This window comes from Paenirhizobium cremeum (genome assembly GCF_022884085.1).
Taxonomy (GTDB): domain Bacteria; phylum Pseudomonadota; class Alphaproteobacteria; order Rhizobiales; family Rhizobiaceae; genus Allorhizobium; species Allorhizobium cremeum.
In genome coordinates this window covers 242,540-256,017 of sequence record NZ_JAGGCS010000007.1, presented here as the reverse complement: position 1 = coordinate 256,017, position 13,478 = coordinate 242,540, and the positions used below count along the sequence as shown (strand labels likewise).

14 protein-coding genes are annotated in these 13,478 nt (G+C 61.6%); 6 read left to right on the top strand and 8 right to left on the bottom strand.

Annotation, left to right across the window (positions count from 1 at the left end; translation table 11 throughout):
- Positions 1 to 91 precede the first annotated feature (91 nt).
- Positions 92 to 907: a sugar phosphate isomerase/epimerase family protein gene (locus J5N58_RS15005; protein ID WP_113442409.1), complete on the bottom strand. Its 816-nt coding sequence runs from the start codon at positions 905 to 907 to the stop codon at positions 92 to 94.
- Positions 904 to 1,626 (bottom strand): GntR family transcriptional regulator, encoded by a 723-nt coding sequence (locus J5N58_RS15000; protein ID WP_113442411.1) that lies wholly within the window; start codon positions 1,624 to 1,626, stop codon positions 904 to 906. The genes J5N58_RS15005 and J5N58_RS15000 overlap by 4 nt, the downstream gene beginning before the upstream one ends.
- A gap of 251 nt (positions 1,627 to 1,877) precedes the next feature.
- Between J5N58_RS15000 and J5N58_RS14995 the strand changes: the two genes are divergently transcribed.
- Genes J5N58_RS14995 through J5N58_RS14980 form a run of 4 tightly spaced genes read left to right on the top strand, consistent with a single transcriptional unit; the run spans position 1,878 to position 5,039 of the window.
- Entirely contained in the window at positions 1,878 to 2,771 is an 894-nt protein-coding gene (locus tag J5N58_RS14995) for an intradiol ring-cleavage dioxygenase (RefSeq protein WP_112826977.1), read from the top strand.
- A gap of 21 nt (positions 2,772 to 2,792) precedes the next feature.
- The gene (hpaH, locus tag J5N58_RS14990) at positions 2,793 to 3,575 is read left to right on the top strand and encodes a 2-oxo-hept-4-ene-1,7-dioate hydratase (RefSeq protein WP_113442415.1); all 783 of its coding nucleotides are present in this window, start codon (positions 2,793 to 2,795) and stop codon (positions 3,573 to 3,575) included.
- 9 nt (positions 3,576 to 3,584) lie between these two features.
- Entirely contained in the window at positions 3,585 to 4,355 is a 771-nt protein-coding gene (hpaI, locus tag J5N58_RS14985; protein WP_113439219.1) for a 4-hydroxy-2-oxoheptanedioate aldolase, read from the top strand.
- Between the two features lie 3 nt (positions 4,356 to 4,358).
- Positions 4,359 to 5,039: a transporter substrate-binding domain-containing protein gene (locus tag J5N58_RS14980; RefSeq protein WP_112826980.1), complete on the top strand. Its 681-nt coding sequence runs from the start codon at positions 4,359 to 4,361 to the stop codon at positions 5,037 to 5,039.
- A gap of 48 nt (positions 5,040 to 5,087) precedes the next feature.
- On the opposite strand, the gene J5N58_RS14975 is transcribed toward J5N58_RS14980, so the two are convergent.
- Entirely contained in the window at positions 5,088 to 6,041 is a 954-nt protein-coding gene (locus tag J5N58_RS14975; protein WP_244711435.1) for a LysR family transcriptional regulator, read from the bottom strand.
- A gap of 46 nt (positions 6,042 to 6,087) precedes the next feature.
- On the opposite strand from J5N58_RS14975, the gene J5N58_RS14970 reads away from it, so the two are divergent.
- Positions 6,088 to 6,414, top strand: coding sequence for a nuclear transport factor 2 family protein (locus J5N58_RS14970; protein WP_112826982.1), 327 nt, complete (start codon positions 6,088 to 6,090; stop codon positions 6,412 to 6,414).
- Entirely contained in the window at positions 6,411 to 7,199 is a 789-nt protein-coding gene (locus J5N58_RS14965; RefSeq protein ID WP_113438290.1) for an SDR family oxidoreductase, read from the top strand. Before J5N58_RS14970 ends, J5N58_RS14965 begins: the two co-directional genes overlap by 4 nt.
- 160 nt (positions 7,200 to 7,359) lie before the next feature.
- Here J5N58_RS14965 and J5N58_RS14960 read toward each other — a convergent pair whose 3' ends face one another.
- The 5 genes from J5N58_RS14960 to J5N58_RS14940 all read right to left on the bottom strand — a co-directional run bounded on the left by J5N58_RS14960 (position 7,360) and on the right by J5N58_RS14940 (position 13,277).
- Positions 7,360 to 8,709, bottom strand: coding sequence for a sigma-54-dependent transcriptional regulator (locus J5N58_RS14960; RefSeq protein WP_113426288.1), 1,350 nt, complete (start codon positions 8,707 to 8,709; stop codon positions 7,360 to 7,362).
- A complete protein-coding gene (locus tag J5N58_RS14955; RefSeq protein WP_244711432.1) occupies positions 8,706 to 10,595 on the bottom strand; it encodes an ATP-binding protein in 1,890 nt (629 codons plus the stop codon). The genes J5N58_RS14960 and J5N58_RS14955 overlap by 4 nt, the downstream gene beginning before the upstream one ends.
- Positions 10,588 to 11,394 (bottom strand): ABC transporter ATP-binding protein, encoded by an 807-nt coding sequence (locus tag J5N58_RS14950; protein ID WP_244711456.1) that lies wholly within the window; start codon positions 11,392 to 11,394, stop codon positions 10,588 to 10,590. The genes J5N58_RS14955 and J5N58_RS14950 overlap by 8 nt, the downstream gene beginning before the upstream one ends.
- Before the next feature lie 113 nt (positions 11,395 to 11,507).
- Positions 11,508 to 12,314 (bottom strand): ABC transporter permease, encoded by an 807-nt coding sequence (locus J5N58_RS14945; protein ID WP_112826987.1) that lies wholly within the window; start codon positions 12,312 to 12,314, stop codon positions 11,508 to 11,510.
- Between the two features lie 3 nt (positions 12,315 to 12,317).
- Positions 12,318 to 13,277, bottom strand: coding sequence for an ABC transporter substrate-binding protein (locus J5N58_RS14940; protein ID WP_414901982.1), 960 nt, complete (start codon positions 13,275 to 13,277; stop codon positions 12,318 to 12,320).
- Positions 13,278 to 13,478: the final 201 nt, after the last annotated feature.

The following is a 13,478-nucleotide window of genomic DNA, read 5'->3' as shown; positions in this document are numbered from 1 at the left end:
CGCTCCAAGACCGCACCGAAGTCGAACTGGTAATTCATGAAAAGGTCTTCCTCCTCCGGGCGCAGTCTCCGCCGCGCCAGATCAGGAATGTCTAAGTCTCTGCCTGAAGAACTTCCCGCGTTTTCAGATTGAGATTTCGCAGATGCGCCGATGCCGGTGTGTCGCCGACCAGCGGCACCTCCACCGAAATGGCGGCCTTGCCGTCAAGTTTCGCAATCAGGTCCTTGAGCGCCAGTATTCCATCGCCTGGCGCGAGGCGCCCGCTCCGTGCCTCCTTCATCATGTCTTCGGCACCCTTCGGCGGCGGGCCGACCACATCGCAAAGCTGAACGTGCCGCACGATATCGACATCGATCTCATCGACATCCCCGCCGTTGCGGAAGAAATGAATGGCATCCACCAGGGCGCCGGCATTGTCCTGTCCGCATGCATGAACGAGTGCGGCGCTCTCGCTGTAGCTGCTGACGGCGCGCCAGCCCATGTTTTCGATATCGACAGCCATGCCGTACCGCCCGGCGAGTTGACAGAATGCATTGAAATTTTCGATCAGACGGCTGCGATCCGCATCGTCGCCACAGGCGGACAGCCGTTTTGCGCCAATATCCGCTGCGGCTGCAACGATGTGCTCGACGGAGGCCGCCTGGAAATCCGGGCCGACAATGAAGAACTCGATGTCGAAGACCTTCATGCCTTCGCTGTCGAGCAGGGATCGGAACTCCGACGCCGCCCGACTGCCCCGCGGCAGCTCGTAGTAAGGCGCGCCGGCAAAGGCCGGATGGAGTCGAAGCCCGACCGAGCCGAACCCGGCGGCGGCGGCCTGCCGGACGAATTCCTGCGGCGGCAACTGGATCGCCGAGAAATGCGCGACGCCGATCGGGTTTTTCTGCATCTGCCGGGCGTCGGTCATCGGACCGCTCCGGTGCGGGCGAGGTGGGCCAGAAGATTGGTGCCCGTGCGATGGATGTGCTGGCGTAGTTTTTCGGCGGCATAGTCGCTGTCGCGGGCCACCGCGCCCTGCGCGATCTCGCTATGCTCCTGGCTCACGTTCCTGTCGCCGGATGTCTGCTTGAGAAATGTCCTGCGGTAGCGATCGTTGAGATTGAGCAGCGTCTTGCAGAAGTGAAGAAGAAGCGGCTTGCCGCAGCCTGAAATAAGGGTGAGGTGGAAGTCGCGGTGGACGGCTTCCCAATGCTCCAGCGTTTCGGGCCTGCTCGCATCGCGCTCGGCGCGGTTCAGCTTATGAAGCGCGCGCATGACATTGCCCTCCCATTCCACGTTTCCGAGCCGAATGGATTCCTTGAGCGCGAAAATCTCGAACTCCTCGCGAAGCACGGTGATTTCCTCGAGGTTCGCCAGCGAGACCGGGGAGACCCGATAGCCGCGATTGTCCTCGAATTCGACAAGGCCATCGGAAATGAGACGCGCCAATCCTTCGCGCAGCGGGCTCAGGCTCACGTTGAACGCTTGCCGTTCCTTGTCGAGATTGATCTTGCTACCGGCTTGCAAGCTGCCGGAAATGATCGCTTCCCGCAGCCGGGATGCCAACTGGCTGCCGATCGTATTTTTCCCGTCGTCGGAAAAACTGCCGATCTCGGATGGGCCCGCCGCGCCGTCCTGCTGCTTCATGGTGTCCTCCCGAACGGACGTCGTCCGTCGTCGATGATGGTTAGAATAAACGATTATTATTGTCAACCGTCAAGAATTCTACGGTTGCTCTCGAGAAAATGTTCGCACATTCTTTCCGTAAAATCCAATGAAATCAATAATAAATGAAGGGATTTCCCTTTCATTCTGAAGGTCGATGATTTTGTCCCGCTCGGGAGCGCTTGACAAATAATCGATTATTCTTGTATCGGTCGCCCATCGGGAGGTGGCATATGGTGATGAGAACTGAGAGCGATGTAACGCCCGCCGTGGTCGCGGCGATGCAGCAGACATCCGATCCAAGGCTGCGCGAAATCCTGGTTGCGCTCGTGAAGCATCTTCACGCCTTCGTGCGCGAGGTGCGGCTGACAGAGGCGGAATTTCGGGAGGCCACCGCCATCCTGAACGAAATCGGAAAACTTCAGACCGACAGTCATAACGAGTTCGTACTGATGTCGGGCTCGCTCGGCGTTTCCTCGCTTGTCTGCCTGCTGAACAACGGGGACAAGGGCCAGACGGAGACATCCCAGTCGCTTCTCGGTCCGTTCTGGCGCCTCAACTCTCCAAGGGTCGAGAACGGCGGAACGATCATTCGTTCCGAAACGCCCGGCACGCCGCTTTTCGTGCATGCCCGTGTGGTCGACCGGGAGGGCAGGCCGATTGCCGGTGCCGAGGTGGATGTCTGGCACGCATCGCCGGTGGGCCTTTACGAAAACCAGGACCCGGACCAGGCGGATATGAACTTGCGCGGCAAGTTCATATCCGATGAGGACGGGCGTTTCTGGTTCCGCACCGTGAAGATGGTAGGCTATCCAATCCCCGTCGATGGCGTCGTCGGCCGTCTGCTCAAGGCCCAGGGCCGTCATCCGTATCGCCCGGCCCATCTGCACGCCCTGATCTTCAAGCAGGGTTACAAGACGCTGATTTCACAGGTCTTCGATCCCAGCGATCCCTACATCGCATCGGATGTTCAGTTCGGCGTGACCGCGGCCCTCACCGGGGATTTCGTCCGCCACGACGAGCCGCATCCGACCGACCGCGACATCGAGGGAGCCTGGTTTTCGCTCGACTACACCTATGTCATGGAGCCCGGCGAGGCCGTCCTGCCGCGCCCGCCCATCAAGTAACGTCACGACCGGAGCCAGTTCATGATTACCGAAGAGCAACGTCAGGCGGCGGCAGACGCCATATTGAAAGCGGAGACCGAGCGAAAGCCGATCGTGCAACCCAGCAAGACCTATCCGGGTCTCGATCTCGATGACGCCTATCGCATCCAGGAGCTTTGGGCACAGTCGCGCGTTTCCCGTGGCGCGCGGATCGTTGGCCACAAGATCGGCCTCACCTCGCGTGCGATGCAGATGGCGTCCAAGATGACGGAACCCGATTACGGCGTCATTCTGGACGACGCGCTCTACAACGACGGAGCGCAGATCAAGGCGGATCTCTTCATAAAGCCAAGGCTTGAAGTGGAACTGGCCTTTATCATGGGCGAGGACCTCAAGGGTGCGGGCACCCGGATCTACGACGTCATGCGCGCGACCGAATTCGTCGTGCCCGCCCTCGAGATCATCGACTATCGGACGGAGGTGCCGCGGGCGATCACCGATACGATTGCCGACAATGCGGCCTTCGGAGCCATCGTGGTCGGCGGACGTGTCATTCGCCCCATGGATATCGACATCCGCTGGGTGGGGGCGACCTTATCGAAGAACGGCATTATCGAGGAGTCCGGAGTTTCGGCGGCGATCATGGGGCATCCGGCGGCCGGCATCGCCTGGCTCGTCAACAAGCTGCATGCCGTAGGCGGCGGCTTGAAAAAGGGACAGATCGTCCTTGCCGGCTCGTTTACGCGCCCCGTGGATATCGCTGCGGGCGATGTGATCCAGGCCGACTACGGTCCCGTCGGTTCCATCGGCGTTTCTTTCTTGTGAGGCTGGAAAATGGATCTTCCCGTCAACAAATTCAAGGCGAAGCTCCGCAGCCGGCAAAGCCAGATCGGCCTCTGGTGCGGACTTCCGGGCAGCTACGCGGCTGAAATCGTCGCGCCGGCCGGTTTCGACTGGCTGCTGTTCGACACGGAGCATTCCCCGAGCGACGTGCTGACGGTTTTGCCGCAGTTGCAGGCCGTGGCAGCCTATGACGTCGCGCCTGTCGTGCGGCCTGCGGCCAACGATCCGGTCCTCATCAAGCGCTTTCTGGATATCGGCGTTCAGACGCTGCTCATCCCCTATGTTCAGAACGCGGCTGAAGCAAAGGCCGCGGTGGATGCAACCCGATATCCGCCTGAAGGCATCAGGGGCGTTTCAGCGCTCACGCGGGCCACCCGCTTCGGCAGGGTGAAGAATTACGCGCAACAGGCCGCGCAGGAACTCTGCGTTCTCGTCCAGGTCGAAACGCGCGAAGCGATGGCTCATATCGAAGCCATGGCATCGATCGATGGCGTGGATGGCATCTTCATCGGACCGGCCGACCTTGCTGCCAGCTTCGGATATCCTGGGCAGCCCGGCCACCCGGAAGTGGTCGAGGCCATCGAAAAGGCCATCGTGCTGCTCAATCGGCTCGGCAAGCCGGCCGGGATTCTTACGCCGGATGAAAAATTCGCGGCACGGTGCATGGAGTTGGGAACGCTGTTTACGGCGGTCGGTGTCGATGTCGCCGTGCTGGCGCGCGGCGCGGAAGCCCTGGCAGGCAGGTTCTCGGATCGGGCTTGACGAATGGCGGCACCGGAGAACATCGTCGCCGAACTTGCACCGACCGGGACAATCCGTGCGGCGGTGAATACCAGCAATGCCGCCCTCGTCCGTATCGATGAACGCACGGGAACGCCAGCCGGTCCGAGTGTCGATCTGGCGAATGCCGTGGCCGCAGAAATCGGTTGCCCGATTTCGGTTCTGAAATATCGATCGGCGGCGGCAATCCTGGCGTCGGCGGATCTGAACGAATGGGATATCGCCCTGATCGCGGCAGATCCGTCCCGGATGGATCGGTTCGCATTTTCCCCACCCTATGCGTTTGTTACGGCGACCTACCTCGTTCCGGCGAGGTCCGATGTCCGCTATGCGGCGGACGTGGACGTTTCCGGCCGCCGGATAGCAACCGCACGAGACGCCGCCTACACGAAAGAGATCGAACGCCGGGTGAAGAATGCGACGATCGTTTATGCCGAAAGCCCGTCGGCAGCGGTGGACATGCTGAAAGCCGGCGATTGCGACGCGGCTGCGGGGCTGAGGCAATCCCTCGAACCTGCCGCCCTGCATGACCCGGGGTTTCGCACACTGGCCGATGCCTTTTCCGAAATTCCCCAGACCGTCGCCGTCCTGAACACTCGGAAAACGGCCGCGGTCTTCCTCGCGAATTTCGTGGAAGACTATCTAAAAAAGCGCTCCCTGCCGTAGCAAGGCATCGGCACGGAATGTTTTCCAATCGCAGGCCGGTTGGAAAAATCACCCGGCATCACGCCGAGCGAGTTCACGGGCCAGTTCCAGAAACGCTCTCACGCCAGCCGACAGATTGCGGCGACCGGGATAATAGAGGCAGAGCCCCGGATATGGCGGCGTCCAGTCCTCCAGTACACGAATGACCCGTCCGGCCTCGATTTCCGGAAGAATGTCCTGCTCGAACAGATAGCCCACGCCGGCGCCTTCAAGCACCGCAGTCCGGGTGAGGCTGGTCTCATCGAGCGAGATCTGACCCCGAACTTCTATCTGAACCTGCTCCCCGTCCTTCTCAAACCGCCATCGAAACAGAGAGCCGTCCGGCAGTCGAACACGAATGCACCTGTGCCCGAGAAGATCCGGGGGAACCACAGGCATGCCGTGCTTCTCGAAATATTCAGGCGAAGCAACCACGGCATGGCGCTGAGGCCGGCCAAGCGAAACGGCAATCATGTCGCTGGGAACGAGGCCTGCAACTCTGACGCCCAGATCGAACCCGTCCCTGACGATATCGACCATCTTCCCTTCGGTGACGATATCGACATTCATCTCGGGATAGCGGCGCAGGAACTCAAACACGAGCGGTGTGAGGATCGCGCGGGCCGCAAAGGGCGCCGCGTTGATCCGTATGGTTCCGGACGGCGTTTCACGCTGTTCGCGCACGGCTTCCAGTGCTGCATGGAGATCCTGAAGCGATGGCGCGACCTGCTGCATGAAGAGCCGACCGGCGTCCGTCAGCGAAACGCTCCGCGTGGTGCGGTTGAACAACCTCACGCCCAGCCCGGCCTCGAGCCTGCCTATCGTGTGGCTCAATGCGGTCGTCGAAATGCCGAGATCGATGGATGCCGCACGAAATGTCCCTCGCCGGGCAATCGCGATCGCGGCTTCAAGTTCCTTCAGGCTCGCCTGGTCCATTATCCCGATTTTTTCATCACGCCATGCCGGTTTGTCCCACTTATTCATCCAATTGTCCAGTGTTAGCTATCGTCTCAAGCAAAGGAGAACACTCATGGCGCCAACACTGCCCAAACCCATAAACGACTATGTCGAGGCCAACGCGAGGCTCGACCTCGACGGCATGCTGAAACCCTTTTCCGTCGATGCGCTCGTCCTGGACAACGGACACCGTTACGACGGCCCTGCCGAACGGCGAAAGCTGCTCGAAGAGGCGGTGGCCGTAAAGGCGATCTTCACGCCGGATACCGTTCGCCACGAGGACGGTCAGGTCGTGGTCGAAGGCCCTGCGCATGGTGACTTCAAGGGCAGCCCGATCCGCTTCACCTATCGTTTCACGCTCGAACAGGACGCCATCAAGGTCCTGGAGATCACGGCATGAATATCAAGGCTGATCCAACCGAGTTTTCGGGAAAGCGTGTGCTCGTCAGCGGCGGCACGAAGGGTGCGGGCCGCGCCACGGTCGAGCGCTTTCTGGCCGGCGGCGCCCGGGTCATCACCGCCGCCCGCGGAACAGCGGAGCCGATCGACGGTGTCGACTTCGTCCAGGCGGACCTGACGACAGCCGAGGGAGGAGAACTTCTGGTCAGGGCGGCGCTTGAACGCCTGGGCGGAGTGGACATCCTCGTGCATGTTCTCGGCGGATCGTCGACGCCGGGTGGCGGCTTCGTCGCCCTGACGGATGAGCACTGGCTATCCGAACTGAACCTGAACCTTTTGGCGGCCGTTCGCCTCGATCGTCTCCTGATCCCGCAGATGATCGAACGCGGCAGCGGCGCGGTGGTGCATGTGACCTCCATCCAGTCGGTCCTGCCTCTGCCGGAAGCCACCACCGCCTATGCCGCCGCCAAGGCAGCGCTCAAGACCTACAGCAAGTCCATCTCCAAGGAGCTCGGTCCCAAGGGCGTGCGGATCAATGTCGTTTCCCCCGGCTGGATCATGACCGAGTCGTCCGTGGACTTTCTGAAACGACTGCAGGCGGCCAATGGCGGGACGATCGAGGACGCGCGGCAAGTCGTCCTTGACAGCCTGGGCGGCATCCCGATCGGGCGTCCGGCCGAGCCCCATGAGGTCGCCGACCTTATCGCCTACCTGGCCTCGGATCGCGCCGCTGCGATCCATGGCGCCGAGTTTGTCATCGACGGCGGCACGGTTCCGACCGTCTGACGTGAGGCGTGCACGGAATGTGAGTGTTGCGAGCGTTTGAAGGACCGGCGACGGTCCTTCGACAATGCCGGGAACGGCCCCCAGGCTCCTGGGCAATCACGTTGAAAGGCAGAAGGCCGGTTGAGGGATGCCGGGATTGCGGAGCCACGCAAGCGCTTCATCACGTCCTCGCCCGGCGTGACAGACGCTGTATTTTCTCGTTGAACGTCCGAAGCGGAAGTGACAGCAGTCTTGCGGCATCCGCACTGTTCCCGGCTGTGGCCAATGCGTTCTTGAGAACGCGCAGTTCGAAGGTATCCATCTGCTCGGCGAGAGATGTGCCTGGCACGTCATGACCATGTTTCGCGGCGCCCTCCGGCGCCCAGTCCAGATCGAGTGCCCGTCTTTCCGCCAGCAGTTTCAGTTCACGCACATTGCCGGGCCAGGGATAAGAGAGAATTCTCTCCATCTCCTCGCCCGTCAGGGGCCGGTTTGGGACCCCAAGGCGGCTGGCCATGGCCGCCGTGAAGTGGCTGAAGAGGACGATTGCGTCATGGCCGCGCTCGCGCAGCGGCGGGATCGAGATCTCCGCGCCCATGAGCCGGTAATAGAGGTCTTCGCGGAAGCCGCCGCCTGCGGAAAGGTTCTTGAGACTTTCCTTGGTGGCCGAGACGACGCGGATGTCGATCCTGATATCCTTGTTCGAGCCGAGTCGGGTGACTGTGCGTTCCTGAAGCACGCGCAGGAGTTTGGCCTGCGCGGCGGCGGGCATGCTCTCCACTTCGTCGAGAAAGACGGTCCCGCCATTGGCATATTCGAACTTGCCGAGCCGGCTCCCGCTTGCGCCGGTAAATGCACCGGCCTCATGTCCAAAAAGCTCGCTTTCTATGATATCGGCGGGAAGGGCCGCACAATTGAGGGCGACGAAGGGTTTGTCCCGGCGGGAACTGCCATCGTGAAGCAGCCGGGCGACGACCTCCTTGCCGGTGCCGGTCTCCCCAAGGATCAGCACATCGACAGGCAGCGCCGCCAGCCGTGCGATGGCCGATTTGAGCCTCGCGGTCGACTGGTCCTCGCCGATGAGATGACGCTCGATCAGCGCCTCAATCTCGTTGCTGCGCTCATAGGCGGCCACCTTGCGGCGCAGGCTCGAGCTTTCGACGGCGTTTCGCAACGTCGCGATCAACTGGTCGGGCAGATACGGCTTGGTCAGAAAGGTGAAGGCGCCGCCCTGCATCGCCGCGACCGCCATGGGCACGTCGCCGTGACCGCTCAGGATAATCACGGGTAAGGTCGGGTGGCTGGCCTTGATGGCGTCGAGAAGTTCGAGGCCCGACATGCCGCGCATCCGCACATCCGAGAGAACCACATCCGGTTTTTCCGCCGAAAGCATCTTGAGTGCCTCTTTGGCGTTGGAGGCCTCAATGACACGGAGATCGTTGAGCTCCAGCCACTGAGCCATCGACTGGCGAAGCGTATGGTCGTCTTCGACAAGGAGAACAAGGGCGGGCAGAACGGGGGCGGCGTTCATGCGCGCAGTCTCCCGCGATCCATCTCCACGCGCGGCAGTTCGATCCGGAAACCCGCGCCACCGAGCGGTGAAGGGAAATAGGACAGCCGGCCATGGTGATCGGTGACGATGCGGTTGGCCGTCGCAAGTCCGAGGCCAAGGCCTTCGCCTGCGGCCTTCGTGGTGTGAAAGGGCTCGAACAGCCGCGTTTGTTCGGCAGGATCGATGCCTGCGCCATTGTCGGAAATGGTGAGCGCGCAGGCCCCGTCACCGGTCTCGATCGCCACCTCTATTCGCGGATTTTCCACATTGCGCACCGCGTCGACGGCATTGTTGAGGAGATTGAGAACAACCTGATCGAGCTGCGTTCCGCTGCCGTGGACGACCACGCCCTCCTGCAAACGGTCGATGGCGGCAATACCCAGATCGGCGAAGCGGAATTTCAGCAGCGTCAGTGTGCGACGGACCTGGAGGGCGAGATCGAGCTCGACAAAGTCCTCGTCCTTGCGGCGCGCCAAGCGCTTCAACTGATTGGTCAGTTCCGAAACGCGGCTGACAATATCGCCCATCGTGTCGAAATTTCCCTTGGCGACATCGAGCTTCCTTCGCTCCACCAGAAGGCGGGTCGAGGCGATATAGGTCTGAAGGGCTGCGAGCGGCTGGTTGATTTCGTGGGCAAGCCCGGCAAAGCTCTGGCCGATGGCCGCCAGCTTCTCCGCCTGCGTCAGGTTGGTGCGGGTGACGTCCAGTTGTCGTTCCGCCTCCTGCCGTTCGGCAATCTCCAGGGCGAGCCGCGCGTTCGTCTCGCGCAATTCGCTTGTCCGTTCGTCGACGCGCGCCTCCAGAACCTCCAGCGCCCGCCGCGCGACCGCCTGCGCCTTGCGCCGCTGCAGCAGGATCATCAGCCCGGCCACGGCCAGCATCAAGGCAAGAACCGCGGCCAGCGCCAGCGTATTGGCAAGCCGTTCCACCGAACCGAGGTCGGCGAAATAGTTCAGGACCCAGCCATCCGGGCCGAAAGCCGCCGTAGCGCGCAGGCGTTGCGGTGCCTCTGCACCGCCGAACGAGGCCTTCTCATAACCGCCTTCGTTCTTCAGCGCGATGCCCGCCAGGCCAATCGCGGCGTCGCCGTAGCGCCGTTCGTCGGTCAGTTGCTTCAGCTGCCCGGTGCTGACGGCGCCAATGGCCGTGTAGCGCCATTGCGGATTTGAGGAGAGGAAGATCACGCCCTGGCTGTCGTTCATCGCAACCGTTTCGCCCGCGTCGCGCCATTGCTGCTCAACGGGAAGAAGGTCGATCTTCACGATGGCGACGCCGACGACAGCGCCGTCCAGGGTGATCGGGGTGGCGAGGAAATAGCCTGGCTGACCGGTCGTCGCACCGACTGCGTAATAATTGCCGAAGCCCTTGGCCAGCGCATCCTGGAAATACGGACGATAGCTGTAATTCTGTCCGACGAAACTGCCGGGACTGCCGAAATTGCTGGAAGCGATGGTCAGGCCCGATGTGTCGGCCACGAAAAGCGCAAGCGCGCCCGATGCGTTGGAGATGCGCTCCAGAAGCTGGTTGGCGGCCAGACGCTGATCCGCTGTCGCATTCTGCCGGAACAGGTCTTCGATTTCCCGCGAGCGGGCGACGACATCAGGCAGATAGCGAAACCGCTCGATGCTGGTCGAGAGCGTCGCCGAGATGAGACGAAGACGCTCCTGCGCGGTGCGGGAGACGTCGCGCGCCCCGTAATCGACGGCAACCGCGCGAACCAGGAGGGCGGTGCCGACCAGGCATAACGTAAACATCAGCACGAGCGGCAGATAACGACCGCGCAATCCCCGTCCTCCTCCCGCGTCCTCGCCCATGAGGCGAAAACTGTCCGCACGGTCTCCCGCCGTGCGCTTTGCGTCAATCAAGGGTCAGTCCCTTGCGTTCGTCAAGGGTGAAGCGGTCATGTTCGGCATGGACGAGGCTCGCCAGTTCCTTTTTGATGGCGTTGAACTCAACCGAATTGCTGTCGCGCGGGTAGGGTAGATCGATGGCGACATCCTTTTTGATCGTGCCTGGGCGATAGGTCAGGATAACGACGCGCGAGCCGAGATAAACGGCCTCCTCGATGGAATGCGTGACGAAGACAATCGTCTTGCCGACGCTGCGCCAGATGCGCAGAAGCTCGTCCTGCAGCGAACGGCGGGTCAGCGCGTCGAGCGCGCCGAACGGCTCGTCCATCAGCATGATCGGCGGATCGAGCGCCAGAACGCGGGCAATCGCGACGCGCTGGCGCATGCCGCCGGAAAGGTCCTTCGGAAAGCGGTGGCGGAATTCCTTGAGACCCAGCATATCGAGCAGTTCGTTGACGATGAGGGCGATCTGATCCTTTCCCGTGCCGCGGATCTCAAGGCCGAATGCGACGTTGGCCTCGACCGTCATCCAAGGGAACAGGGCATATTCCTGGAAGACCATGCCGCGATCCGGCCCCGGCGCGGTGACTGGCTTGTCGGAAACTTCAAGTGTGCCCGACGTCGGCAGCGAGAAGCCGGCAATGGCATTGAGCAAGGTGGATTTTCCGCAGCCCGAGGGGCCCAGAAGGCAGACGAATTCGCCGGGCCGGATTTCCAGATCAATGTCTTTCAGGGCCACGACCCCGCCCGGCTCTGCGCCGAAAATCTTGTTGACGCCTGCGGCCCGCACCAGCGGCTTGACCTCGGCTTCCATGTCCTTCGAAACGGTGTGATGCGCGTTCATGATGTCTCCTCCCGATTGAGTTGTTGCTCGCTTTGCCGATGAGCGGTCGGTAAGGGAGCCCGCGAAGGCGGGCTCCGGCAGCGTCAGGATTCGATGCCCCGGTGCCAGCGAAGCAGGTGGTTGTTGACGCGGTTGACGCCGACATCGATGGCGAGCCCGAGAAGGCCGATGGCGATCATTCCGGCGATCACCTTGTCGGACCACATGTATTCGCGAGCTTCGAGAATCCGGTAGCCGAGGCCGCTGTTGACCGCGATCATCTCCGCCACGATGACGACGATGAAGGCCGTTCCTATGCCGATCCGCATGCCGGTCAGCACATAGGGCGTGGCAGCCGGCAGGATGACGCGACGGAACATGGTCATGCGGCTGGCGCCGAGATTGGTCGCCGCGCGGATATAGATGCTGTCCACGTTGCGCACCCCGGAAATCGTGTTGATCAGCACGGGAAAAAAGGCCCCGATGGAGATCAGGAAGATCGCCGGCGGATCGCCGAGCCCGAACCAGAGGATCGCCAGCGGAATATAGGCGATCGGCGGAATGGGCCTCAAAAACTGGACCACCGGGTTGAGATAGGCCTCGAACCGCCGGTCGGTGCCCATCAGCAATCCAAGCGGCAGCGCGAGGCCCGCGCCCACGGCAAAGCCGAGCAGGACGCGACGCATGCTGGCGACGAGATCGCTGAGCAGTTCGCTCGACCAGATCCAGTCGGCAAAGCCGGCGCTTTCCGCAAGGTTCTGCGCCGGCAGGAGATAGATCCACAGCCTCTCGATAATGGCGAGAGGGGACGGCAGGATCACCGGTTTGATGAAGCCGGACTGTGACAGCAACTGCCACAGCACGAGCAATACCACCGGAACCGCCAGATTTCTGAAGAGCGTGCGGGCCATGGCTTATTTCGCCTTCAATGCGTCGTCGAGCAGGTCGGTCTTGACCCAGTCCGTCGCCTTCGGCGGATTGGCGAGCTTGCCGACGCCGAACTTGACCATCAGGTCGGTCGTGATCTGCACATGCTCGGCCGTAATCTCATAGGTATAGGGCGAGTTGCCGATGGCGTCCTTGAAGTCCTGATCGGTGATCTGGCCCTTGAACATGTCGTTGATGACGTATTTCTCGGCTTCCGCGGGATGGTCGATGAAATACTTCGTCGCCTCGACGAAGAGCTTCATGGTGCGCTCGGCGACGTCCTTGTTGTTGTAGAAGCTTTCCGAAAAGACCAGGGAACGAACGGGCATGCCGAGCGGCGTATCGTAAGGCTTGAGGATTTCGATGCCGAAGCCCTTGTTGACGGCCTGGCTCGCCTGCGGTTCCGACTGGCACATGGCGTCGATATTGCCGGCCATCAGTGCCTGATTGAGATCGGCAAAAGCCATGTAGACGATCTGCACATCCTTGCCGGGCTTTTCCGACCAGGTGAGGCCGGCCTTGCTGAGTTCGGCCAGAAGCAGCAGTTCCTGCGCGCCGCCCCTGGCAACACCCACCTTCTTGCCCTTGAAGTCGGCGACCGAGCCGATTCCGCTCTTCTCGCCGGCCACGATCCGTGCGCCACCCTTGGCGAAACCGGCGACGGCATAGATCGGCACGCCGGAGGCGCGGCCGGCAATCGCGGCATCGACGGCGCTGGCCGCGATATCCACTTCGCCGGCGACGATGGCCGGCAGGATGTCGATGCCCTTGGCGAAGAAGCGCTCCTCGATCTGAAGGTCATATTTCGGCGCCAGTTCCTTCATGTAGGAAATTGCGCCGTAGTGTGCGAACTTGAGATTGGCGAGCCGCACCTTGTCGGCGGCCTGCGCGGATGTTGCGGCAACGAGTGCGGTAGCCACCAAAAGGTGGCGCATCAAAGTCTTCATGATTTCCTCCCAAAACAGGTAGACCCCTCCTAGGGTCGATCCCTTCTATGCAGACGGCGTGCCAGAACGGGAGGGAGGCGCATGGCCATTTGTAACGTGCTGTAAAGACGTCATTTTTTAAGAGGAGGGCGAGAAAGCGAGATCTCTGCCCCATGTATTCTGGCAAGAAGTTGCTTGAGGCGGGCAAGAACTTGCCTGCGT

Bases quoted from the DNA above. Each gene is read 5' to 3' on its own strand.
- J5N58_RS14945 (WP_112826987.1), bottom strand. From the start codon at position 12,314: ATGGCCCGCACGCTCTTCAGAAATCTGGCGGTTCCGGTGGTATTGCTC.
- J5N58_RS14975 (WP_244711435.1), bottom strand. From the start codon at position 6,041: ATGAATAAGTGGGACAAACCGGCATGGCGTGATGAAAAAATCGGGATA.
- J5N58_RS14965 (WP_113438290.1), top strand. From the start codon at position 6,411: ATGAATATCAAGGCTGATCCAACCGAGTTTTCGGGAAAGCGTGTGCTC.
- hpaI (WP_113439219.1), top strand. From the start codon at position 3,585: ATGGATCTTCCCGTCAACAAATTCAAGGCGAAGCTCCGCAGCCGGCAA.
- J5N58_RS14960 (WP_113426288.1), bottom strand. From the start codon at position 8,709: ATGAACGCCGCCCCCGTTCTGCCCGCCCTTGTTCTCCTTGTCGAAGAC.
- hpaH (WP_113442415.1), top strand. From the start codon at position 2,793: ATGATTACCGAAGAGCAACGTCAGGCGGCGGCAGACGCCATATTGAAA.
- J5N58_RS14940 (WP_414901982.1), bottom strand. From the start codon at position 13,277: ATGAAGACTTTGATGCGCCACCTTTTGGTGGCTACCGCACTCGTTGCC.
- J5N58_RS15005 (WP_113442409.1), bottom strand. From the start codon at position 907: ATGACCGACGCCCGGCAGATGCAGAAAAACCCGATCGGCGTCGCGCAT.
- J5N58_RS14970 (WP_112826982.1), top strand. From the start codon at position 6,088: ATGGCGCCAACACTGCCCAAACCCATAAACGACTATGTCGAGGCCAAC.
- J5N58_RS14980 (WP_112826980.1), top strand. From the start codon at position 4,359: ATGGCGGCACCGGAGAACATCGTCGCCGAACTTGCACCGACCGGGACA.
- J5N58_RS15000 (WP_113442411.1), bottom strand. From the start codon at position 1,626: ATGAAGCAGCAGGACGGCGCGGCGGGCCCATCCGAGATCGGCAGTTTT.
- J5N58_RS14995 (WP_112826977.1), top strand. From the start codon at position 1,878: ATGGTGATGAGAACTGAGAGCGATGTAACGCCCGCCGTGGTCGCGGCG.
- J5N58_RS14950 (WP_244711456.1), bottom strand. From the start codon at position 11,394: ATGGAAGCCGAGGTCAAGCCGCTGGTGCGGGCCGCAGGCGTCAACAAG.